A 22,028-nucleotide genomic window follows, 5' to 3' on the forward strand; every position below is an offset into this window, starting at 1 on the left:
GGGGGGCGGCCGGCGCCCCCGGGGCGGGTGGGGGGGCCGGACCGGCGGCCTCTCCCGCGGGGCACCGGGGTGGGGGTGGGGGGGGGGGGGGGGGGACGCCCGCCACCGACACGGAGCCGAACAGGACGGACAGGACGACCAGGAGACGCGCTCGGATAGTCGGCATGTCCACTACAGTCCGGTGATATCAGGACACCGTCAACACCCCTGACTCTGGAGTAAGTTCCCTCTCGGCCAGCGCGCACACCTCAGCCGCCCACCCTTCGTGTCACATTCAACAAGTACTCCTTCCTGTTCAGCGGGTTGTGGTCGGTGCGCGGACGCTCGGGAACCGTGCCGTGCGCAACTGGCGCATAGTGTGCGAAGGCGCTCTCCAGCTCGCCCTCGCCCCGGGTGAGCCCCGGCAGCCGCTGTCCGAGGGCGTGCACCCGGGCCGCCGGCACGGTGCCTTCGAGGACGCAGACGTCCTGCCGGTTCCGCGTCGTCTCGGGTACGGCCGCGAGCCCGGCCAGCACCGGCAGCAGGGCGCCGAGGGTGTCGGCCGGGGCCTCGACGCGGAAGCGGTGCATCGGCTCGTGGACCCGGGTCCCGGCCCGCCGCAGCGCCTCGACGAGCACCAGCGGCGTCAGGCCGCGGAAGTCGGCCCCGGTGCTCGACATGCTCTTGTCGAAGCCCTGGTGGGCGTGGCTCTGGCGGGGCCAGTAGCCGCTGTGGGTCATGGTGACCACGCAGTCGGTGACCCGCCAGCCGCGCAGCCCCTGGTCGAGGGTCTCGCGCACGGTGTCCTCGACGGCCTTGAAGAAGGCGTACGGCATCGCGCCCAGCTCCACCTCCAGCCGGAACGAGACGCCCGAGCCGGCCGGCGCGGGGTCGACGCGCAGGCCGACCGTCGCGAGGAACGGGTTCTCGTCCTTCTTGATGAACTCCGCGGCCTGCCCGGTGCCGGTGACCCGCTCGACGCACAGCGGTGTGGTCTCGCGGAAGGTGACGTCGAGGCCGTACTCGTCGGCGAGCGTGGCCTGGAGGACCTCCTTCTGCACCTCGCCGTAGAGGGAGACGGACGTCTCCTGCCGGCGTTCGTCGTGGCGCAGCCCGATCAGCGGGTCCTGTTCGGCGAGCCGGGTGAGCGCGAGGTGGAGCGCCCCCCGGTTCGTCCCCGGGCCGGGGACGACGACCGTCTCCAGGGTGGGCGGGGCGAAGACCTGCTCGTAGCCCTTGCGGGGCGCGCCGAGCGCGTCGCCGATCCTGATGTCGCCGAGTCCGGAGAGGCGGGCGATCCGGCCGGCGGCGACGGCGTCCGCGGGGGTGTCCGTCCCGTGGCCGAAGACGCTGATGCCGGTGATCCGGCGCTCGGTGCCGTCCGCCCCGCAGGGGATCCGGTCACGGGTGCGCAGGGTGCCGGAGAACATCCGCGCGTAGGCGACCTTCTCCCCCGCCGGGCCCCGTTCGACCTTGAACACCGTTCCTGAGACCGGCCCGTCCGCGTCCCCGTCGGCCGCCGGCAGCAGTGCCTCGATGCCCGCGAGGAGCGCGTCGACGCCGGCGCCCGTGGCGGCGGAGCCGAAGTAGACCGGGTGCACCAGGGCCTGACGGGTCTGCGCGGCGAGGGCCCGGTGCAGGAGGGTGTCCGTGACGGTGTCCTCGACGTACGCGGACAGCAGAGTGTCGTCGTGGTCCGCGAGGACGTCCAGCGCGGCGGCGGGTCCGGGCCCGGGGACGAAGCGGGCCGCGCGCGTGCCGAGGCCGGTGGCGGTCCCCATGGGCACGATCGCGGGGGTCAGCCGGGCCGAGATGCCCCGCAGCACCTCCTCGTGGCCCGCCCCGCGCCGGTCGATCTTGTTGACGAAGAGCAGGGTCGGGATGCGCAGCCGCCGCAGCGTCCGCATCAGCACCCGCGTCTGGGCCTGCACCCCCTCGACGGCGGAGACGACGAGGACGACCCCGTCGAGCACGCCGAGCACGCGCTCCACCTCGGCGATGAAGTCCGGGTGACCGGGCGTGTCGATGAGGTTGACCGTCACACCGTCCAGCGGGAACGAGACGACGGCGGACTTGATGGTGATGCCGCGCTGCCGTTCCAGTGCGAGGGTGTCGGTGCGGGTGCTGCCGTCGTCGACGCTGCCGATCTCGTCGATCACCCCGGCCGAATGGAGCAGCCGCTCGGTCAGGCTGGTCTTACCCGCGTCGACATGGGCGAGGATTCCAAGGTTGAGCATGTGCACGAAGCGTCATGTCCTTCGGAGAGGGGGCTGTTCCTGCCTGGGGGGACATGAGCGCAGTGCGCATCCGGAACTCCTCGGGACTCGGGGACGTGGTCGTCCCGTGCAGTGCAGCAGACCGGCCCGGGCAGTCACAACGGAATTAACCGCCGCCCGGGGTACCCGGGGGGCGTGTGCCAGGAGAGGAGCGGCTCGTGCGTGACGTTCTCCCGGTGCTCGGCCGCTGGTACGCGGCCGGGCTCCCGTTCGGCCTCGCGACGGTCGTCGAGGTCAGCCGCAGCGCGCCGCGCGACCCGGGTGCGGCGATGGCGGTGGGACCGGACGACGAGGTCGTGGGCAGCGTGTCCGGGGGGTGTGTCGAGGGTGCGGTGTTCGAGCTGGCTCAGGAGGTCGTGGCGAGCGGCGAGGCCCGGCTGGAGACCTTCGGCTACAGCGATGAGGACGCCTTCGCCGTCGGCCTGACCTGCGGTGGTGAGCTGACGGTGCTCGTGCGTCCCGTGACGCCCGGGCTGGATCCGGCGTTCGGCGCGGTCGCGGACTCGGTCGCGGCGGGAGAGCCGGTGACGGTGGCCACGGTCACCGGCGGTCCGGCCCGGCGCGGGGCGGCGCTGGCCGTCTGGCCGGACCGGGTCTCGGGCACGCTCGGCGCGGGCGGCCTGGACGCCGCCGTCACCGCCGACGCGCGCGGCGAGCTCGCCCTGGGCGCCACCGGCCTGCGGCACTACGGGCCCGAGGGGCAGCGCCGCGAGGACTCCGTCGGCGTGTTCCTGCAGTCCTTCGCGCCGCCGCCGCGGATGCTGGTCTTCGGTGCGATCGACTACGCGGCGGCCGTGGCCCGCATCGGGGACTTCCTCGGCTACCGGGTCACCGTCTGCGACGCCCGCCCGGTCTTCGCGACGCCCCGGCGCTTCCCCGACGGCGTCGAGGTGGTCGCCGAGTGGCCGCACCGCTATCTGCGCGACACGGAGACCGACGAGCGCACGGTGATCTGCGTGCTCACGCACGACCCCAAGTTCGACGTGCCCCTGCTGACGGAGGCGCTGCGCCGCCCGGCCGCCTACATCGGGGCGATGGGCAGCCGCCGTACCCACGACGACCGGGCGGAGCGGCTGGCCGAGGCCGGGCTCACGCCCCGCGAGCTGTCCCGGCTGCGCTCGCCGGTCGGGCTCGACCTCGGGGCCCGTACGCCCGAGGAGGTCGCGGTGTCGGTCGCGGCCGAGATCGTGGCGCTGCGCTGGGGCGGCACCGGTGCCCCGCTGACCGCCACCGAGGGAGCGGTGCACCCGCCCCGCCCCCGGTGAAACGCCGGATCGCCGGGCGCACCCTGTCCTACAGTGACGCCATGAGCAACCACTCCGAAGCTCCTGTCGCACCCGTCGAGGCGTTCGAACCTCCCTACTACGTGGCGGTGTTCACCTCGGTACGGACCCAGGACCAGAGCGGCTACAGCGAGACCGCGGCCCGCATGGAAGCCCTGGTGAAGGAGGTGCCCGGGTTCCTGGGGATGGACCACGCTGAGACTCCCGGCGGGCTGTCCATCACCGTCGGGTACTTCCGCGACGCCGACGCCCTGACGGAGTGGCGGTCCGACGCCGAGCACCGCGAGGCGCAGAAGCGCGGACGGGCCGAGTGGTACGAGAGCTACACGCTGCACGTGGCGAAGGTGGAGCGCAGCAACGGGTTCTCGCGCGCGTAGGCGGTCAGCGCGGTGTGCGGGGCGGCAACCGGTGCAGTGCCACGTCGGTGAGCCGGCCGTCGGCGACGGTGGCGGTCATGTACGTGCAGTACGGCTGCCGGCGGCGGTCGGTCGGCGAGCCCGGGTTGAGCAGCCGCAGGCCGGTCGGGGCGGTGGTGTCCCAGGGGATGTGGCTGTGGCCGAAGACCAGCACGTCGAGGTCGGGGAAGCGGGCGGCGCAGCGCTGCTCGCGGCCCTGGGCGGGGCCCGTCTCGTGGATCACGCCGAAGCGCAGCCCGCCCAGTTCCGCGTACGCCACCTCGGGCAGCCGGGCGCGCAGGTCCGGCCCGTCGTTGTTGCCGTACACGGCGACGAGCTCGCGTGAGCGGGCCTGGAGCAGATCGAGGGTGGCCGTGTCGACCCAGTCCCCGGCGTGGAAGACGACGTCGGCCCGCGGGAGTTCGGCCAGCAGGGGGGCGGGCAGTTCCCTGGCCCGCTTGGGCAGGTGGGTGTCGGACATGAGGAGCAGGCGCACGAGCTCAGCCTAGAGGCCGGCCGCCGCTCCGCACCGCACCCTGCTTGACCGCGAACAGACAGACAGCGCAGCTCAGTTGCCCCGCGCGGGATGATCACGGCCCGGTCTCGAAAGGTGAGGAGACATCGCCGACCGGGTTAGCATCGGGCAACGCGCAGTACAACAGGACGTCTACGGCGAGCGACCCGAAGGGGCCCGGAAACCCGATGCCGGTCAAGGTCAGCGTCATCATCCCCGTCTACAACCCGGGGATCTACATCGAGGACTGCATCTCCTCGCTGCAGCGGCAGTCGCTGCCTCCGGACGAGTTCGAGGTGATCTTCGTCGACGACGGCTCCACCGACGAGACCCCGGCCCGGCTCGACAGGCTCGCCGCCGAGGACCCCCGGATGAAGGTCATCCACCAGGAGAACTCCGGCTGGTCGGGCAAGCCCCGCAACGTCGGCATCGCGGCCTCCCGGGGCGAGTTCGTCATGTTCGTCGACAACGACGACTACCTGGGCGACGAGGCCCTGGAGCGGATGTACGACTACGGCGTGGCCAACGGCGCCGACGTGATCGTGGGCAAGATGGCCGGCAAGGGCCGCGGCGTGCCGGTGGAGCTGTTCCGCCGCAACCACCCGCGCGCCACCGTCGAGAACGCCCCGCTCATCGACAGCCTCACCCCGCACAAGATGATCCGCCGGGCCTTCCTGGACCGCATCGGCCTGCGCTTCCCCGAGGGCAGGCGGCGGCTGGAGGACCACGTCTTCATCGCCGAGGCGTATCTGCGCGCGGAGAACGTCTCCGTGCTCAGCGACTACGTCTGCTACTACCACCTGCGGCGGGACGACGGCTCCAACGCCGGCTTCGAACGCTTCGATCCCGTGGGCTACTTCAAGAACCTCCGCGAGGCCCTCGACGTCGTCGAGCGCTACACCGAGCCCGGCCCGGTGCGGGACCGGCTCTTCCGGCGCTGGCTGCGCGTGGAGATGGTCGAGCGGCTGCGGGCCCGGCGCTTGTTGAAGCTGCCGGACGACTACCGCAGGAAGCTGTTCGCGGAGATCCACGACGTCGTCGTCGAGCGCTTCGGCCCCGGTGTGGCGGCAGGTCTGCAGCCGACGCAGCAGGTCGTCGCCGCGCTGACGGCGGCCGACCGGTACGACGACGTGGTGTCCTTCGCCCAGTGGGAGGCCGGGGTCGCGCCCCGGGCGACCCCCGGGGAGGTGGCGTGGCGGGAGGGCTCCCTGCGGGTCGCCTTCACCGCCGAGTACCTCTCCGGCGGCGAGCCGATGACCTTCCCCGCCGGCGCCGAGGCGACGCCGCTGACCGACGTGCCGAAGGACGTGCCGGAGGCGGTGGCGTGGGTGGCCTCGGAGACCGCCGCGCGCTTCGGGCAGGCCACGGCCGATCTGCTGCTGCGGGAGCGCTCCAGCGCCGCGCAGTACTTCCAGCCGGTGGAGTTCAGCCGCGAGACCGTGCCCGTCGGGGACGGCGAGGAGGTCCGGCTGGTGCTGCGGGCGACCGCCACGGTCGATCCGGCCGACCTGCCGGGTGACGGCGTCTGGGACGCGGTCGTCCGGGTCAAGCTCGGCGGCTGGACCAAGGAGTGCCGCCTGGGCCCGGCGGCGCTGCCGGACCGGCCCACGCCCGGGGCGGGGGTCGTCGGCGAGCGCGCGGTCCTGCCGTACTGGACGGATCCGCACGGCAATCTCTCCCTGGAACTGGGTACACGCGGCAAGCGGCTCGGCCTGGGCGGCGTGCAGCAGGGGGACGTCACGGTCTCCGAGGGAGTGTTCCGGGTGCGGCTTCCGCTGCACGTGCCCGGGGACACGGACGTGCGGCTGAGGTTCGTCTCGTCCAGCCGGATCCTCGAGGCGGCGGGCACCCTGTCCCCGGGTGGGGCGGGCTCGGTCCTGACGGCCGCCCTGCCCGCCGAGGACCTGTCCAGCGGCATCTGGCGGGTGGCCCTGTGCCTGACGCCGGGCGCCGAGGGGGCCCGCTTCACCGGACTGCCGTTCGCCCTGCGCGCCGGGGACGGGAGTGTGCTCGTGGCGCCGGTGCCCGGGCCGGGTGCCGCGCTGCGCCTGGCGCGGCGGGCGCGACGGGTGCTCGGGGCCGCGCGCCGGAAGGTGGTTTCCCGTATCAGGACCGGAGGGCAGTGACAGCATGCGACCACTGGGGATAGAGGGCGCCTGGGTTCTGGAGCCCAAGATCTTCCCGGACGACCGGGGCAGCTTCCACGAGTGGTTCCGGGGCGAGGAGTTCCGCGAGGCCACGGGCCGTGACCTGGCCCTGGCGCAGGCCAACTGCTCGGTCTCCCGGCGGGGCGTGCTGCGCGGTGTGCACTTCGCCGACGTGCCGCCCAGCCAGGCCAAGTACGTCACCTGCGTGCGCGGTGCCGTCCTGGACGTGGTGATCGACATCCGGGTGGGCTCCCCCACGTACGGCACGTGGGAGGCGGCCCGGCTCGACGACGACACCCGGCATGCGGTGTTCCTCTCGGAGGGCCTCGGCCACGCCTTCATGGCCCTGACCGACGACGCGACGGTGGTCTACCTCTGCTCGGAGGGCTACGCGCCGGAACGCGAGCACGGCATCCACCCGCTCGACCCGGCCCTGGGCATCGAGTGGCCCGAGGGGATCACCCCGCTCCTCTCCCCCAAGGACGAGCAGGCCCCCACCCTGGCGGAGGCGGAACGGCAGGGCCTGCTGCCGTCGTACGAGGCGTGCCTCGCCTACGCCGAGGAGTTGCGGGGCGGGAAGGGCGCCTGACTCCCGGCGGGCAGCCGAGGAGGGTGTCACCGCACACGCCGAAGGCCCGGACGCGCACAGCGTCCGGGCCTTCCGCGTGCCGGGCTCGGGTCAGCGGCTGACGCCCACCTGCTCCAGGGCCCTGCGCAGCGGCTCCCAGCCCATCGAGCGGGGCAGGCCCCGGTTGCGGGCCTGGGTGAGGGGACGCCAGAAGCCGGCTTCCAGCAGCGCCTCGGGGCGCACGGCGCCGGCCCGTTCCAGGATCGCCTCGGGGACCTTCTGCGGGTCGGGCACCTTGTACTCGGCCATGATCTCGTCGTACTTCTCGTGCAGGACCCGGTTGTCGGGGTCGGCGCCGAAGACGACCAGCTGGCCGGTGGGGGCGGTGTCCACCTGGATGGTGACCAGGTCCGGGCGGTAGCGGGCCAGCACCTCGGTGATCTTGAAGACGTCGCCGGTCCAGGCGTTGGTGTGCCGGTCCCGGGCCGCCTCGTCGACGCTGCGCGGCAGCATGTCGTCGAGGACGATCACGCTGCCCCAGTCCGAGTACTTCTCGACGTTCATGAAGTCGCGCAGCGCGAACTCGAACAGGTGCATGCCGTCGATGAACGACAGGTCCAGCGTCGTCTTGCGCCAGTAGCCGATCGGGCTGCGGCCGCGCCGCAGGTTGCGCAGCGGGTGGCGGCCGCCCTTGAGGTGCTGCAGGGGGTTGTCGCGGGCGAAGAAGTCGTCACTGGTGGCCTTCACCAGGTGGACGTCGCACTTCAGCTCCGAGACCACCTTGAAGGCGGGGTCGATCGCGATGCTGGGGACGCGGGACAGCGTCAGGCTGCGCCCGTCGTTGACGCCGATCTCCAGGTAGTTGCGATTGGCGCTGACCTTGTGCAGTTCCCGGAGGAACTCATGGCGTTTCACGAGGGGAGACCTTCCTTGCGGATGCGGGGCAGGGCTTCGTGCAGGGCGGAGCGCCACTCGCGCGGCAGCGGCAGGCCGATCTCCTGCCACCGGTGGTGTGCGAGGGCGCTGTACGCCGGGCGGGGCGCGGGCCGGGGGAAGGCCGCGCTGGTGGTGGGGCGCACCCGGTCCGGGTCGGCGCCGAGCAGGGCGAACACCTCTCGGGCCAGTTCGTACCAGGTGGCCTCACCGGAGCTGGTGGCGTGGAAGACGCCGTGCGCGTCGGGACCGAGCCGGGGGCCGAGGTCGGCGATCCGCTCGGCGACGTCCGCGCTCCAGGTGGGCTGCCCGCGTTGGTCGTCGACGACGTCGACGGTGTCGCGGCGGGATTCCAGACCGATCATGGTCCGCACGAAGTTAGCGCCGTGGACCCCGTAGAGCCAAGCCGTGCGCACGATCGCGCTCGCCCCGGGCAGTTCTTCGAGCACGGCCCGCTCGCCGGCCAGTTTGGTGCGGCCGTAGGCGGTGCGCGGGCCCGTCGGGTGGTCCTCCGGGTAGGGGGCGGTGCGGGCCTCGCCGTCGAAGACGTAGTCCGTGGAGACGTGGACCATGCGGGCGCCGTGGGCGGCGCAGGCCCGCGCGAGCAGGCGCGGGCCGTCGCCGTTGATCTCCAGGGCGCGGGCCTCGTCGGTCTCGGCGTCGTCGACGGCCGTGTACGCGGCGCAGTTCACGACGAGGTCGGGGCGGTGCTCCCGCACGGCCGCTTCGACGGCCTCGGGGCGGGTGATGTCGAGGGCGGCGCGGTCGAGGCCCGCGACGGTCTCGCCGCGCCGGGTGAGTTCGTCGACGACGTCACGGCCGAGCATGCCGCCCGCGCCGGTGATCAGCCACCTCATGCGCGCTCCTGGGCGACGCGCTGCTTCAGGGGCTCCCACCAGGCGCGGTTGTCGCGGTACCAGGCGACGGTCTCGGCGAGGCCGGTGGTGAAGTCGTGGCGGGGGCGGTAGCCGAGTTCGTCGCGGGCCTTGGACCAGTCGACGGAGTAGCGCAGGTCGTGACCCTTGCGGTCCTCGACGTACTCCACCCGGTCCCAGCCCGCGCCGCAGGCGTCCAGGAGCAGGCCGGTCAGCTCCTTGTTGGTCAGCTCGGTGCCGCCGCCGATGTTGTAGACCTCGCCGGGCCGGCCCTGGGTGCGGACGAGGTCGATGCCCTGGCAGTGGTCGTCGACGTGCAGCCAGTCGCGGACGTTGCGGCCCTCGCCGTACAGCGGCACCTTCAGCCCGTCGAGGAGGTTGGTCACGAACAGCGGGATGACCTTCTCGGGGAACTGGTGCGGGCCGTAGTTGTTGGAGCAGCGCGTGACGCGCACGTCCATGCCGTGGGTGCGGTGGTAGGCGAGGGCGAGCAGGTCGGAGGAGGCCTTGGAGGCCGAGTAGGGGGAGTTCGGCTGCAGCGGGTGGGTCTCCGGCCAGGAGCCGGTCTCGATGGAGCCGTAGACCTCGTCCGTGGAGACGTGCACGAAGGGGCCCACGCCGTGGCGCAGGGCGGCGTCGAGCAGGGTCTGGGTGCCCAGCACGTTGGTGCGGACGAAGTCGGCGGCGCCGGTGATCGAGCGGTCCACGTGGGACTCGGCGGCGAAGTGCACGACCTGGTCCGCGTCGGCCATGAGCTTGTCGACCAGCTCGGCGTCGCAGATGTCGCCCTGCACGAACTCCAGCCGGGGGTGGGTCAGTTCGAGGTTGTCGAGCGTGCCGGCGTAGGTGAGCTTGTCCAGCACGGTGATGCGCGGCGCGTCGGGCGTGTCCGGGGCGAGGGCCGCGCGGACGTAGCGGGAGCCGATGAACCCGGCGGCGCCGGTGACGAGGAGGTTCATGAAGTGATCTGCACCTTGCTGTGGTCTCCGAGGACGAGGCGGTGGGCGCTGGGGACGCTGGGGGCCGGGGTCACCTCGACGTGCCGGCCGATCAGCGAGGACTCGATCCGGCCGACGCCCCGGATCGAGGAGTCCCGCAGCACGATGGAGAACTCCAGTTCGCTGTCCGTGATCCGGCAGTTCTCCGCGACGGAGGTGAAGGGACCGACGTAGGAGTTGCTGACGAGGGTTCCCGAGCCGATGACGGCGGGCCCGACGATGCGGGAGTTGACGATCCGCGCGCCCTCTTCCACGACCACCCGCCCGATGGTCTGCGAGGCGTCGTCCACGTCGCCGTCTATGCGGCGCTCCATGCCTTCGAGGACCGTGCGGTTCACCTCGAGCATGTCGCCGACGTTGCCGGTGTCCTTCCAGTAGCCCTTGATGACCGTGGAGCGCACGTCGGCGCGGGAGTCGATCAGGTGCTGGATGGCGTGGGTGATCTCGAGCTCGCCGCGCCAGGACGGCTCGATGGCGCGGACCGCGTCGTGGATCTGGGGCGTGAACATGTAGACGCCGACCAGCGCGAGGTCGCTCTTCGGCTGGTCGGGTTTCTCCTCCAGGCCGATCACCTGGCCGGTCGGGTCGAGTTCGGCGACACCGAAGGCGCGTGGGTCGGCCACGCGCGTGAGCAGGATCTGGGCGTCGGGCCGGTGTCTGCGGAACTCGTCGACGAGGCCCGTGATGCCGCCGACGATGAAGTTGTCGCCGAGGTACATCACGAAGTCGTCGTCGCCGAGGTAGTCACGGGCGATCAGTACCGCGTGGGCCAGCCCCAGGGGCCGCTCCTGCGGGATGTAGGTGACGTCGAGGCCGAACTTCGACCCGTCGCCCACCGCTTCCTCGATCTCCGCGGCCGTTTCCCCGACGATCATCCCCACGTCGGTGATGCCGGCCTCGGCGATCGACTCCAACCCGTAGAACAGCACAGCCTTGTTGGCCACGGGCACCAGTTGCTTGGCCGACGTGTGTGTGATCGGCCTCAGCCGTGTTCCTGCGCCGCCGGACAGCACGAGAGCCTTCATTCAGCTCACCTTAGTCGCGATCCGGCGGATGTGAACATCACTTCTTCGGGTTGTCGACGCGCGGAGTTACACGGAACGTCACCCCGCGGCCTCCCGGGAAGCGGTCAGTCCTCGCCCCGGACGATGTTCCACTCGGGCCCGCTGCGCGCGTTCGCGGGGGCGACCCGGTCCTCCACGGCGGGGAGGCAGGTCCGCAGCGCGGCCTTTCCGCGCAGGCGGCGTGCCTTCGACCAGCCGGTCTCGGGCCGACGGACGACGGGCTTCTCGGTGGTCTCCATGGACGTCACGACTCATCATCTTCCTTCTGCATCCGCTGCCGTTCGAGTCCCCAGGGACAAACCGAACAAACCCCGGCCGGGACGCCTGTGCCGCGATGCCCAACTCGCCCTTCCGCCAACCCCCTTCGGGCGACGTGCGACGGCCCCGCGCACGGGTGGGCGCGCGGGGCCGTCCGGTGGGTGGGGTGTCGTCGTCAGGCGTTGGGGCGCGCGGCGCTGATGTCGCCCAGCGCCGACTCCGGGTCGCGCTCCATGGCCAGGTCGCCCAGGGAGACGATGCCCACGGGGCGCCCGTGGTCGACGACCGGGATCCGGCGCACGGAGTGCTCGCGCATCAGCTGCACCGCGTGGATCAGGTCCTCGTCGGGGCCGACGGTGACCAGCTCGTCGCTGCACGCGCCGGCCACGGTGGTCCGCTCGGGGTCGCCGCCCTTGCTGATCGACCGGACCACCAGGTCACGGTCGGTGACCACACCGCGCAGATCGTCGCCGTCCGTCACCAGGACGACTCCGAGGTCCTCGTCGCGCATGATGCGCGCCACCTCGGCGACGGAGGTCTGCGGCTCGACGGTGACCGGGTCGCCGGTCATGATGTCGCGGACATGCTGAGCCATGACGTTCCTCTTTCTTCGGCTCGCTGGCGGTTTCTCCGTCCTACGCGGCGCCGGGTACCCGCCGGGGCCGCAGGGTCACCCGCGGAAGGACCGCTCAGCGCCGGCCCAGCACCAGCTCGGCCCACACCTGCTTGCCGCCGCTGACCGGCAGGGTGCCCCAGGTCGCCGAGAGCGCCTCGACCAGGAGGATGCCGCGGCCGCCCGTGGCCTCCCAGCCGATGCTGGTCGGCCGGACCGGGGAGCGCGGCGAGGCGTCGGCGACCGCGATGCGCAGGCGGTCGCCGACGAGGGTGAGGTCCATGCGGACCCGGCCGTCGGTGTGGACGAGGGCGTTGGTGACGAGTTCGGAGACGACGAGGAGGGCCGCGTCGAAGTCCTCGGTGACGCCCCAGGAGCGCAGGGTGCGCCGGGCGAAGCGGCGGGCGTGCCCGACGGCCTGCGGCACCCGCCACACCGTCCAGCTCTCCCGCAGCGGCCGCAGGGTCAGGCCGTCGTAGCGCATCAGGAGCAGGGCGACGTCGTCGCTGCGCCGGGCGTTGCCGAGGAGGGCGTCGGCGACCAGTCCCAGGTCGGTGGGGGCGGCGGCGCCCAGCCGGGCGGCGAGGCGGTCCATGCCCTCGTCGATGTCGGTGTCCGGTGACTCGACGAGCCCGTCGGTGACCAGGGCGATCAGGGTGCCGGGCGGCAGCCGCAGCGGGCTCATGGGGAAGTCGGCCTGCGCGATCACGCCGAGGGGCGGGCCGCCCTCGGCCTCCGCGATCTCGGTCCCGCCGTCGGGGTAGCGCAGCACCGGCGGCGGGTGCCCGGCCCGCACGCACCAGGCGGAGCCCTCCTCCAGGTCGACGTCGACGTAGCAGCAGGTGGCGAAGAGGTCGCTCTCCATGTCCGTGAGCAGCCGGTTGGCGTGCGCGACCACCACGTCCGGCGGGTGCCCCTCGACGGCGTAGGCGCGCAGGGCGGTGCGCATCTGCCCCATGAGGGTGGCGGCCCCGGCGCTGTGGCCCTGGACGTCGCCGATGACGAGGGCGACGTGGTTGTCGGGCAGCGGGATGACGTCGTACCAGTCGCCGCCGAGCTCCAGCCCGGCCGTGCTGGGCAGGTAGCGGGCGACGGCCACCGCGCCCGGCAGCCGGGGCAGGCGGCGGGGCAGCAGCTGGCGCTGGAGCATGCCGACGAGCTCGTGCTCGGCGTCGAAGGCGCGGGCCCGCACCAGGGCCTGTCCGGCGAGGCCGGCGCAGGCGGTGAGCAGGGCGCGTTCGTCGGAGCCGAAGTCGTGCGGGGTGTCCCAGCCGATCAGGCACACGCCGGCCATGCGGTTCCCGGCGGGCAGCGGCAGGACGGCGAGGCCGCCGGGGCCGACCTCGCCCAGGGCGCGTTCCAGGGGGCTGCCGGCGGGCCAGATCCGGGCGCGGCCCTCGCGCAGCGCGGCGGCGAGGGTGGGCATGGCGCGCACGGGCGCGTCGGGCCACTCACCGCGCCACTCCGTGCGCCACAGCTGGGGCCAGGCCTCGGGCTCGGGCGGGTCGAGGACGGAGACGACGAGCCGGTCGCTCTCCAGCTCGGCGAGCGCGATCCGGTCGGCCCTGAGGGGCCGGCGCAGGGCGGCGACCACGGCCCTGCCGACGTCGCGGACGGTGACGGCGGTGGCGAGCGCGGCGGCCAGACGCTGCACGCGGGCCACGTCGGTGACGTCGGAGCGCAGGGTGGAGGCGTCGGCGACGGTGCCCACGAGCCGTGCCGGGTGGCCCTCCCCGCCGGGCAGGAGGCGCCCGCGCAGCCGGAGCCACTTCGGCGGCCCGGCGGGCTGGAGCACCCGGAACTCCAGCTCGCGGTCGCCGATGGACATGTGGTCGGCCTCCACCACGGACATCAGCGAGGGCAGGTCCTCCGGCACGGTCAGGCTCAGCAGGGTCTCGACGCGGCCGTCGAACTCCACCGGGTCGAGTCCGAACAGGTCGAGCAGGTCGTCCCCGACGCGGACACGGCCGGTGTCCATGGCGAGGCTGAACGCGCCCGGCGGCAGTTCGGCGCCCTCGACGGCAGCGGCCGGGGCGGAGAAGGCGAACGCCTCGGAGATGAGTTCCAGGCACTCGCGGTCGTCGGTGCCGAACCCTTCCGGGCGCTCGCTCACGGCGAGCAGGCAGCCGCCGCCGTCGCCGTGCACGGGCAGGGCCGTCAGGAAGAAGTCCCGGGAGGGGACGCGCCGCGCCTGGGCGTGCTCGGCCAGTTCCGCCGGGCCCAGGAAGACCGGCCGTCCCTCGCGATGGGCCTCGGCGACCGGGGAGCGGCCGGCGCGGGGATAGCTGTCGCGCAGTCCGTACAGCGTCCTCGGCACCCCGGCCGACTCCATCAGGCACAGCAGCTCGCCGTCCTCGGTGGGCGTGTACACGGCGGCGAAGGACGCCCCGGCGAAGACGAGCGCCTGTTCGAGGACGCGGCGCACCCGTTCGGGCGACTCCTGACCGGCCGCGATCGCTCTGAGGGCACCTTCGGCACGCAGCGTTCGCGTTCCGCGCTCCTGGGCGCCCTGACTGACCACGTTGGCCATTACAGCGCTTATGGGACACCTGCGCAGCCCCTGTGAGCGTTCCGTGGACCCGCGCACACAAGCGCGCTCGAAAGCCGTCGAACATCTCTTAACGCATGCGTTCCGCACGGTGACCTCGTGACAGCCGTGACTGTCGGGCCCTGGCGCGTGGCTGGAAGGCTCGGTGCCCGTCACGGAGGGGGACGCATGGACAAGCGGTACGAGGTGTACGCGCTCGCCGACCGGCATTTCTACGAGACGCCGGACCGGCTCGCGCGCGGCGGGCAGGACAGTGCCGCGCACCTCTACGAGACGGCCCGCCGGCCGGTGCCCGAGGGCTGGGAGGCGGCGCGGATCGGCGACTGGCTGACGATGACGCCGCTCGGCCCGGACGGCAAGCCGGTGCAGGGCCCGGCGCAGGGCTGGAAGATCCACGCCTCGGCGATCCGCGCGAACGCGGAGGAGATCGCCGGGATCGTGTGGGACTACTGCGTCGAGCGCCGGATCCCCTTCAAGTTCGTGCCCGGCCCGCACCTGCTGCACCTGCGCAACACGAAGTACGCGCCCCGCGACGGCAGCGGCAAGTTCGTCACGGTGTACCCGGCCGACGAGGAGCAGCTGCACGAGGTGCTGCGCGAGCTGGGCGCGCTGCTGGAGGGGTTCGAGGGGCCGTACATCCTCACCGACCTGCGGTGGGGCGAGGGACCGCTGTACGTCCGCTACGGGGCCTTCGCACGCTCGTTCGTCGTGGACGACCGGGGCTCGCTGGTGCCCGCCGTGCGGGACGGCGAGGGGCGGCTGGTGCCGGACCGGCGGTCGCCGTCCTTCCAGGTGCCCGAGTGGGTGACGCTGCCGGCGTTCCTCCAGCCGCACCTCGACGCGCGCAACACCACGACGGTCGGTGACCTGCCGTACCGCATCGAGAAGGCGCTGCACTTCTCCAACGGCGGCGGGGTGTACGCCGGCACCGACACCCGCGACGGGCGCAAGGTGGTCCTGAAGGAGGGCCGGCCGCACGCCGGGCTCGCCTCGGACGGCGCCGACGCGATCGCCCGGCTGGAGCGGGAGAAGAGGGCGCTGGAGCAGGTCGCTGGCACGGGCGTGGTCCCGGAGGTGCGCGACTGGTTCGAGCTCGGCGGCCACCGCTTCCTGGTGATGGACTTCCTCGAAGGCCGTCCGCTCAACTCGTTCTTCGCCGAACGGCATCCGCTGCTCGCGCAGGACCCCGACCCGGAGGCCGTCGCCTCGTACACGGCGTGGGCGCTGCGCATCCACCGCAGGGTGGAGGAGGCGGTGGCGGCTGTGCACGCGCGGGGCATCGTCTTCAACGACCTGCACGTCTTCAACATCATGGTCGCCCCGGACGAGGAGTCGGTCTTCCTCCTCGACTTCGAGGCCGCGGCCCCGGCCGAGGAGAACGGCCGCCAGGTCGTCGCCCACCCCGGCTTCTTCGCGCCGCCGGACCGCCGGGGCGCCGACGTGGACCGCTACGCCCTGGCCTGTCTGCGGCTGGCCCTGTTCCTGCCCGTGACGACCCTGTTCGTCGTCGACCGCGGCAAGGCGGCCCATCTGGCCGAGGTGATCGCGGAGCAGTTCCCGGACGTGCCGCGGGAGTTCCTCGACGAGGCGGTCGCGGAGATCACCCGGGAGGTGTCCGGGCGTACGCCGGCCGCTCCCTCCTCGCCGGTGGACCCGGGCGACTGGCCGTACAGCCGCGACTCGATGGTCAAGGCGATCCTCGCCTCGGCCACCCCGGAGCGCGACGACCGGCTCTTCCCGGGCGACGTCGCCCAGTTCTCGGACGGCGGCGGGCTGGGGATCGCCCACGGTGCCGCGGGCGTGCTGTTCGCGCTGGACGCGGCCGGCGCCGAGCGGTACGAAGAGGGCGAGCGCTGGCTTTTGGAGCACACCGCCCCGGCCCCGGTCGGCACACCGCTCGGCCTATACGACGGGCTCGCGGGCGTCGCGCTGGTCCTGGACCGGCTCGGGCACCGGCAGCGCGCGCTGGACCTGGTCGAGGGGATCCTGGCGGAGCGGTGGCAGAACCTCTCCTCCGACCTGCACGGCGGACTGGCCGGACTGGGTCTCGTCCTCGGCCATCTGGCCCGCACGACCGGCGAGACGGAGCTGCGCGACCGGGCCGACGACACCGCGCGGATCCTCGTCCACCGGCTCGCCGAGCCGCCCCCGGCCACCTCCCGGCGACGCGCCGGACTGCTGCGGGGCGCGACCGGACCGGCCCTGTTCCTGCTGCGGCAGTACGAGTGGACCGGCCAGGACGCGTGGCTGGAGGCGGCGGCCGTGGCACTGCGCCAGGACCTGGCGTCCTGTGTGACCCGCGACAACGGGGCCCTGGAGGTCGACGAGGGCTGGCGGACCCTGCCCTACCTCGGCGACGGCAGCGCCGGAGTGGGCATGGTCCTCGACGAGCTCGTGGCCCACTCCCCCGCCCTCGCCGGGGAGTTCGAGGCCGCGCGCTCCGGTGTCCTCACCGCGGCCACCTCGCGCTTCTACGCGCAGCCCGGGCTGTTCCAGGGCCGCGCCGGAATGATCCTGCACCTCAGCCGCACCAACACGCCGGGCGCGACCGAAGACCGGCTGGCCGGGCAGATCGCCGGGCTCGGCTGGTTCGCGATGGCGTACCAGGGCCAACTGGCCTTCCCCGGTCACCAGATGATGCGGCTGTCCATGGACCTCGCCACCGGAACGGCAGGGTGCCTGCTGGCGCTCGGCGCGGCCCTCGACCCGGCCACCGGCGCCCACCTGCCGTTCCTCCCGCCGCCCCACCGGCGGCCCACATGACGCGGTTCCGCGATCCGGCGGAGTCGTGACACCACCCCGTCCCCACGGATGACCACGGACGGACACCCAACCGGAAGGACAGATCATGGCACTTCTCGACCTGCAGACCATCGAGTCCGAGGAGCGGACGGACGGCGGTGGCGCCAGCACGGTGAGCCTGCTCTCCTGCATCAGCGCCGCGAGCGTCCTGCTCTGTCTCTGACCTGCGGTCTGCGCGGCCCCGGGCGGCTCTCCCCCTGCGGGGAGGGACCGCCCGGGGTCCACCCGTCCCATGGAAGGCCCGTATGACCACGCGTGCCGACGACGACCCGGCGGCCGCGCACGCCCGCACGCTGCTGCGCACGGCCACCCGGTACAGCGGGCTCCGCTGCGCGGCCCTGTGCCTGGTGAGCATGACCGCGACCGGGGCCGGGCTGCTGCTGCCGGCCGCGCTGGGCCGGGCCCTGGACCTTCTGCTGGCGCAGTCCCCGGCGACCCGCTGGGTGCTGTACTGCGCCGCACTCGTGCTGCTGCTCGCCCTGCTGGACGCGGCCCAGACCGTGCTCACCGGCACCGTCGACGCCCGCAGCACCGCCTGGCTGCGCCGCCGGCTGACCGGACACGTCCTGGGCGTCGGACCGCGGGCCGCCGACCGCTTCGGCTCCGGTGACCTCGTCGCACGTCTGGTGGGCAACGCCGCCGAGGCCGGGACCACCCCGGCGGCCCGGGCGGCGCTGCTCGCCGCCCTCGCCGGTCCTGCCGGCGGTGTGGTGGCGCTGGGCCTGATCGACTGGCGGCTCGCGGCGGTCTTCCTCGCCGGAGCGCCGGTGCTCACTCTCCTGCTGCGCGCCGTCGCCCGTGACACCACGGAGAGCGCGACGCGCTACCAGCGGGCCCAGGGCCGGATCGCCGCCGCGCTGGCCGAAGCCGTCGAGGGGGTCCGCACCGTCCGGGCGGCGGGTACGGAGGACCGGGAGACCGCCCGCGTCCTGCGGCCGCTGCCCGAGCTGTCCCGGGCCGGTCACCGCATGTGGCGGGTGCAGGGCCGGGCCGCCGCGCAGGCGGTCGCCGTGGCACCGCTGCTGCACCTCGGGGTCGTCGCGGTGGCCGGTGTGCTGCTCACCCGGCACCGGCTGTCGGTGGGGGACGTGCTCGCCGCCTCCCGGTACGCGGTGCTCGCGACGGGCGTCGGCGTCCTGGTCGGCCGGCTCGCGGGCCTGGCCCGGGCCCGGGCGGCGGCCTGGCGCCTCGGCGAGGTCGAGACCGAGCCCGCCCCCGCGTACGGCGCACGCCGGCTGCCGGACGGCCCCGGGCGGCTGGAACTGCGGGGTGTGACGGCCCGGCGGGGCGGACGCACCGTGCTCGACGGAGTGGACCTCGTCGTACCGGGCGGCACGACCCTCGCCGTGGTCGGCCGGTCCGGCACGGGCAAGTCGCTGCTGGCCGCGCTCGCCGGCCGGCTGGCCGACCCGGACGCGGGCGAGGTCCTGCTCGACGGGGTGCCGCTGCGCGAGCTGCCCCGCGACGACCTGCGCCGCGCCGTCGGCTACGCCTTCGCCCGCCCGGCCCTCCTGGGCGGCACGGTCGGGCAGGCGATCGGCCTCGGCCTGCCCTCCCCCTCCCCCGGCCGCGTCCGGGAGGCGGCCCGTACGGCCCTCGCGGACGACTTCGTGCGCCGCCTCCCCGACGGCTACGACACGCCGGTCGCCGACGCCCCGCGCTCGGGCGGCGAGTCCCAACGCCTCGGACTGGCCCGGGCGTTCGCGCACGGCGGCCGCCTGCTGATCCTGGACGACGCCCTGTCCAGCCTCGACACGGTGACCGAGCGCCGCATCACCGACGCCCTCCTCGGCGACGGGCCGGGCGCGACCCGGCTGCTGGTGGCCCACCGCAGTGCGACGGCCGCGTGCGCGGACGCGGTGGCCTGGCTGGACGGCGGGCGGGTGCGGGCGGTGGGGCGGCACGAGGAGCTGTGGCGGAGCGCGGAGTACCGGGCGGTGTTCGGGGAGGCCGACGGCACCGCGTGCGCGGGGGCCGGGGCGGGAGCGGAGGCATGAGCGGCGCGAGGAGTACGACCCTGCCCGCACGGGGCCTGCGCTTCCTGCGGGCCCGCCGACGAGTGCTGCTGCGGCTCGCCGCCTGGTCGGTGCTGGAGACCGGGCAGACCTTCCTCATCGGGTACGGGCCCGCCCGTGCCCTCGACGCGGGGTTCCTGCGGGGGCGGCCGGACGTCGGTCTCGCCTGGCTCGCGGTGACCGGGCTCGGCGTCCTGCTCGGCGCGTACGGCACCGCGCGGGTCTACGCCGCCGTCGCCGCGCTCGTCGAACCGCTCCGGGACCGGCTGGTGGAGCGGGTCGTCTCCCGCGGCGTGCGGACCGGTGAGGCGGGGGCCCTGTCGGGGCTCACCCAGCAGGTGGAGATCGCCCGGGACACCTTCGCCGGGCTGGTGATGGTCTCCCGCTCCTTCGTGTTCACCGCCGTCGGCGCCCTGGCCGGCCTGTTCGCGCTCGCCCCGCCGCTGCTGCTGGTCGTGGGGCCGCCCCTGGCCGCCGGTGTGGTGCTGTTCGCGGCGACCCTGCGGCCGCTCGCCCGGCGGCAGGAGGCGTTCCTCGTCGCCGACGAGGAGTTGGCCGGCCACCTGGGCGCGGTCTGCCCGGGCCTGCGGGACATCACGGCGACCGGCGCGGAGGCGCAACTCGCCGCCGCCACGGGTGAACGGGTCGAGGCGGAACTGCGGGCCGCGCGCGCCCTGGCCCGCTGGGGCGTGCTGCGGGTGGCCTCCCTGGCCATCGGCGGCCAGCTGCCGATCGTGCTGCTGCTCGCCACCGCCCCGTGGCTCCTGGCCCACGGCGTCACCACGGGCTCCCTCGTCGGTGCCCTCGCCTACGTCACCCAGTCGCTGCTGCCGGCCCTGCGCAACCTGGTCCACGGCCTGGGCACCAGCGGCTCCCGCCTGACGGTGGTGCTGCGCAGGCTGACCGGGACCCCGGCCGGACACGAGACACGCCTCCCCGGCAGGCCCGGGGGCCCGTCCCTCCCGGGCGCTCACCGAGGCGGGCAGGACCGGCCCACGGCAAACGCAGCCGCAGCCGCAGCCGCAGCCGCAACCGCAGCCGCAGCCACGACCTCAACCGCAACCGCAGACACCGACGCGCCCCGCCGAAACGCCGCGTCCGCACCGGCGGAACACGCCACGGCCCCGCCCCCGGCCCTCTCCCTCACCTCCGTCACCTTCGCCTACGGCCCGGCGAGCACCCCGGTCGTCGACGGCCTCGACCTCACCCTCACGCCCGGTGCGCACCTGGCCGTGGTCGGCCCCAGCGGCGCCGGGAAGTCCACGCTGACCGCCCTCGTCGCCGGGCTCCTCACACCGGACCGGGGCACGATCACGGTGGGCGGACACGCCGTGCCCGGGCCGGAGGCCGCCGCCGCGCGCGTGCTCATCCCGCAGGAGGCGTACGTCTTCGACGGCACGCTGGCCGAGAATCTCGCGTACCTGCGTCCGGACCCGGTCCCCGAGGAGGACATGGCCGCCGCAGCCGACGCGGTCGGCCTCACCGCGCTGGCCGACCGGCTCGGCGGCCTCGACGCCCGGGTCGACCCCGCGGCCCTGTCGGCGGGCGAACGGCAGCTCGTCGCCCTGACCCGGGCCTTCCTGTCGCACGCCCCGCTCGCCCTGCTGGACGAGGCGACCTGTCATCTGGACCCCGAGGCGGAGGAGCGGGCGGAGCGGGCCTTCGCCGCGCGGCCGGGCGGGACCCTGGTGGTCGTCGCCCACCGCATCAGCTCCGCCCGCCGCGCCGGCCGCGTGCTGGTCATGGACGGCCGGAGCACGGCGTACGGCGGCCACGAGGAACTGCTGCGGTCCTCGGCGCTGTACCGGGACCTCGTCGGCAGCTGGACGCCCGCGCCGTCCCGGCGGTGGTCACAGCCAGCCCTGGCCCTGCGAGATGCGGATCGCGTCGATGCGGTTGCGGGCCCCGGTCTTGCGGGTGATGGCCGCCATGTAGTTGCGCACCGTCCCGTGGGACAGGTGCAGGCTCCCGGCGATCTCCGCGATGGAGGCTCCCTCGGCCGCGAGGGATAACACGCTCAGTTCTCTTCGGGTCAGCGGCATCTCGGCCGCCTTGAGGAAACCGAAGCCCAGCGAGTCGTTGACGAAACGTTCCCCCTCGGCGACCCGGCGGATCCCGCGCAGCAGGTTCTGCGGCGAGCCCTCCTTGTCGACGTAGCCGAGCGCCCCCGCCTCGACCGCCCGCTTCAGCAGCCCGGGCCGGTTGGCGGTGGCGAGCACGAGCAGCCGCGGGCGGGTGCGGTCCGGGCCGGGCCGGCACAGCTCCCCCAGCGGCGGAATGCCGTAGGAGTCCGCGCACTCCAGGTCCGCCGCGCACACATCCGGCCGCACGGACCGCACCATGCCCGGCGCACCGCGCCACGAGGTGTCGTGCACCGCCAGATCGGACTCCCCCCGCAGCCACTCAGCCAGCACCGATCGCACCAGACACTCGTCGTGCACCAGAAGCACCCGGATCAACTGCCACCCCCTCGGCTCGCACTGCGCCCTACTCGTCCTGTCGAGCGCGTGCCCCATTGTTCGCGATCGTGACCCTGCGTGGGCGCGGAGAACCGGCCATCAGGGTGCGCGGGGGCGCACGCGCGGCGCCTGTACGCCCAGCCGCGCTTCGACTTCGTGGGCATGGGTCGCGGCACTCGGGGTACGCCCGCGGCTCCTCCGGGGCCGCGGGCATGTGACCGACGGTAACCGCGGTCGGTCCCCGAGCCGCTCGTCGTGCGCGACGGGCCGCCAGGGGGGAGATTTGTTCCTGGGCCCGGTC

The 22,028-nt window shown here is 73.8% G+C and carries 17 protein-coding genes and 1 pseudogene; 8 read left to right on the plus strand and 10 right to left on the minus strand.

Annotated features, from left to right (window positions below):
• Nucleotides 1–248: 248 nt before the first annotated feature.
• Nucleotides 249–2,222: a GTP-binding protein gene (locus ABZ948_RS08165; RefSeq protein ID WP_359758116.1), complete on the minus strand. Its 1,974-nt coding sequence runs from the start codon at nt 2,220–2,222 to the stop codon at nt 249–251.
• A 191-nt stretch (nt 2,223–2,413) separates the two neighbouring features.
• On the opposite strand from ABZ948_RS08165, the gene ABZ948_RS08170 reads away from it, so the two are divergent.
• The gene (locus ABZ948_RS08170) at nt 2,414–3,520 is read left to right on the plus strand and encodes an XdhC family protein (protein WP_359758117.1); all 1,107 of its coding nucleotides are present in this window, start codon (nt 2,414–2,416) and stop codon (nt 3,518–3,520) included.
• Nucleotides 3,521–3,561: 41 nt separating this feature from the next.
• Entirely contained in the window at nt 3,562–3,915 is a 354-nt protein-coding gene (locus ABZ948_RS08175) for an antibiotic biosynthesis monooxygenase family protein (RefSeq protein WP_359758118.1), read from the plus strand.
• Between the two features lie 4 nt (nt 3,916–3,919).
• Here ABZ948_RS08175 and ABZ948_RS08180 read toward each other — a convergent pair whose 3' ends face one another.
• Nucleotides 3,920–4,429, minus strand: a complete 510-nt coding sequence (locus ABZ948_RS08180; RefSeq protein ID WP_359758119.1) for a metallophosphoesterase family protein — start codon at nt 4,427–4,429, stop codon at nt 3,920–3,922.
• A gap of 206 nt (nt 4,430–4,635) precedes the next feature.
• Between ABZ948_RS08180 and ABZ948_RS08185 the strand changes: the two genes are divergently transcribed.
• Both ABZ948_RS08185 and rfbC read left to right on the plus strand, forming a co-directional pair.
• Nucleotides 4,636–6,573, plus strand: a complete 1,938-nt coding sequence (locus ABZ948_RS08185) for a glycosyltransferase family 2 protein (protein ID WP_359758120.1) — start codon at nt 4,636–4,638, stop codon at nt 6,571–6,573.
• Between the two features lie 4 nt (nt 6,574–6,577).
• Nucleotides 6,578–7,183 (plus strand): dTDP-4-dehydrorhamnose 3,5-epimerase, encoded by a 606-nt coding sequence (gene rfbC / locus ABZ948_RS08190; protein ID WP_359758121.1) that lies wholly within the window; start codon nt 6,578–6,580, stop codon nt 7,181–7,183.
• 90 nt (nt 7,184–7,273) lie between these two features.
• On the opposite strand, the gene ABZ948_RS08195 is transcribed toward rfbC, so the two are convergent.
• The 7 genes from ABZ948_RS08195 to ABZ948_RS08225 all read right to left on the minus strand — a co-directional run bounded on the left by ABZ948_RS08195 (nt 7,274) and on the right by ABZ948_RS08225 (nt 14,433).
• On the minus strand, nt 7,274–8,077 hold the full coding sequence (locus tag ABZ948_RS08195) for a class I SAM-dependent methyltransferase (RefSeq protein ID WP_359758122.1): 804 nt from the start codon (nt 8,075–8,077) through the stop codon (nt 7,274–7,276).
• Entirely contained in the window at nt 8,074–8,952 is an 879-nt protein-coding gene (gene rfbD / locus ABZ948_RS08200) for a dTDP-4-dehydrorhamnose reductase (RefSeq protein ID WP_359758123.1), read from the minus strand. The genes ABZ948_RS08195 and rfbD overlap by 4 nt, the downstream gene beginning before the upstream one ends.
• The gene (rfbB, locus tag ABZ948_RS08205; protein WP_359758124.1) at nt 8,949–9,929 is read right to left on the minus strand and encodes a dTDP-glucose 4,6-dehydratase; all 981 of its coding nucleotides are present in this window, start codon (nt 9,927–9,929) and stop codon (nt 8,949–8,951) included. The genes rfbD and rfbB overlap by 4 nt, the downstream gene beginning before the upstream one ends.
• The gene (locus ABZ948_RS08210) at nt 9,926–10,993 is read right to left on the minus strand and encodes a glucose-1-phosphate thymidylyltransferase (RefSeq protein WP_359758125.1); all 1,068 of its coding nucleotides are present in this window, start codon (nt 10,991–10,993) and stop codon (nt 9,926–9,928) included. The genes rfbB and ABZ948_RS08210 overlap by 4 nt, the downstream gene beginning before the upstream one ends.
• Nucleotides 10,994–11,097: 104 nt before the next feature.
• Nucleotides 11,098–11,280 (minus strand): hypothetical protein, encoded by a 183-nt coding sequence (locus tag ABZ948_RS08215; RefSeq protein ID WP_359758252.1) that lies wholly within the window; start codon nt 11,278–11,280, stop codon nt 11,098–11,100.
• Between the two features lie 185 nt (nt 11,281–11,465).
• Entirely contained in the window at nt 11,466–11,885 is a 420-nt protein-coding gene (locus ABZ948_RS08220; RefSeq protein WP_031117822.1) for a CBS domain-containing protein, read from the minus strand.
• Nucleotides 11,886–11,979: 94 nt separating this feature from the next.
• Nucleotides 11,980–14,433, minus strand: coding sequence for a SpoIIE family protein phosphatase (locus ABZ948_RS08225; RefSeq protein WP_359758126.1), 2,454 nt, complete (start codon nt 14,431–14,433; stop codon nt 11,980–11,982).
• A 186-nt stretch (nt 14,434–14,619) separates the two neighbouring features.
• Between ABZ948_RS08225 and lanKC the strand changes: the two genes are divergently transcribed.
• The 4 genes from lanKC to ABZ948_RS08245 all read left to right on the plus strand — a co-directional run bounded on the left by lanKC (nt 14,620) and on the right by ABZ948_RS08245 (nt 21,280).
• Nucleotides 14,620–17,214, plus strand: coding sequence for a class III lanthionine synthetase LanKC (gene lanKC / locus ABZ948_RS08230; protein WP_359758127.1), 2,595 nt, complete (start codon nt 14,620–14,622; stop codon nt 17,212–17,214).
• 85 nt (nt 17,215–17,299) lie between these two features.
• A complete protein-coding gene (locus tag ABZ948_RS08235; RefSeq protein WP_010040504.1) occupies nt 17,300–17,416 on the plus strand; it encodes a SapB/AmfS family lanthipeptide in 117 nt (38 codons plus the stop codon).
• Nucleotides 17,417–17,498: 82 nt separating this feature from the next.
• Nucleotides 17,499–19,250 (plus strand): ABC transporter ATP-binding protein, encoded by a 1,752-nt coding sequence (locus ABZ948_RS08240; protein WP_359758128.1) that lies wholly within the window; start codon nt 17,499–17,501, stop codon nt 19,248–19,250.
• Nucleotides 19,247–21,280, plus strand: coding sequence for an ATP-binding cassette domain-containing protein (locus ABZ948_RS08245; protein ID WP_359758129.1), 2,034 nt, complete (start codon nt 19,247–19,249; stop codon nt 21,278–21,280). Before ABZ948_RS08240 ends, ABZ948_RS08245 begins: the two co-directional genes overlap by 4 nt.
• Here the strand turns inward: ABZ948_RS08245 and ABZ948_RS08250 are convergent.
• Nucleotides 21,203–21,784: pseudogene (locus ABZ948_RS08250) on the minus strand (response regulator transcription factor); the annotation flags it as partial. The gene ABZ948_RS08245 and the pseudogene ABZ948_RS08250 sit on opposite strands and share 78 nt — an antisense overlap.
• Nucleotides 21,785–22,028: the final 244 nt, after the last annotated feature.

Origin of the sequence: Streptomyces olindensis (assembly GCF_040645895.1) — a bacterium.
In the GTDB taxonomy this organism is placed as follows: Bacteria; Actinomycetota; Actinomycetes; order Streptomycetales; family Streptomycetaceae; genus Streptomyces; species Streptomyces olindensis.

What these genes read in the sequence shown, in the direction of transcription:
- ABZ948_RS08175 (WP_359758118.1), top strand. Translation starts at nt 3,562, where the DNA reads ATGAGCAACCACTCCGAAGCTCCTGTCGCACCCGTCGAGGCGTTCGAA.
- ABZ948_RS08185 (WP_359758120.1), top strand. Translation starts at nt 4,636, where the DNA reads ATGCCGGTCAAGGTCAGCGTCATCATCCCCGTCTACAACCCGGGGATC.
- rfbC (WP_359758121.1), top strand. Translation starts at nt 6,578, where the DNA reads ATGCGACCACTGGGGATAGAGGGCGCCTGGGTTCTGGAGCCCAAGATC.
- rfbD (WP_359758123.1), bottom strand. Translation starts at nt 8,952, where the DNA reads ATGAGGTGGCTGATCACCGGCGCGGGCGGCATGCTCGGCCGTGACGTC.
- rfbB (WP_359758124.1), bottom strand. Translation starts at nt 9,929, where the DNA reads ATGAACCTCCTCGTCACCGGCGCCGCCGGGTTCATCGGCTCCCGCTAC.
- ABZ948_RS08210 (WP_359758125.1), bottom strand. Translation starts at nt 10,993, where the DNA reads ATGAAGGCTCTCGTGCTGTCCGGCGGCGCAGGAACACGGCTGAGGCCG.
- ABZ948_RS08220 (WP_031117822.1), bottom strand. Translation starts at nt 11,885, where the DNA reads ATGGCTCAGCATGTCCGCGACATCATGACCGGCGACCCGGTCACCGTC.
- ABZ948_RS08225 (WP_359758126.1), bottom strand. Translation starts at nt 14,433, where the DNA reads ATGGCCAACGTGGTCAGTCAGGGCGCCCAGGAGCGCGGAACGCGAACG.
- lanKC (WP_359758127.1), top strand. Translation starts at nt 14,620, where the DNA reads ATGGACAAGCGGTACGAGGTGTACGCGCTCGCCGACCGGCATTTCTAC.
- ABZ948_RS08235 (WP_010040504.1), top strand. Translation starts at nt 17,300, where the DNA reads ATGGCACTTCTCGACCTGCAGACCATCGAGTCCGAGGAGCGGACGGAC.
- ABZ948_RS08240 (WP_359758128.1), top strand. Translation starts at nt 17,499, where the DNA reads ATGACCACGCGTGCCGACGACGACCCGGCGGCCGCGCACGCCCGCACG.
- ABZ948_RS08245 (WP_359758129.1), top strand. Translation starts at nt 19,247, where the DNA reads ATGAGCGGCGCGAGGAGTACGACCCTGCCCGCACGGGGCCTGCGCTTC.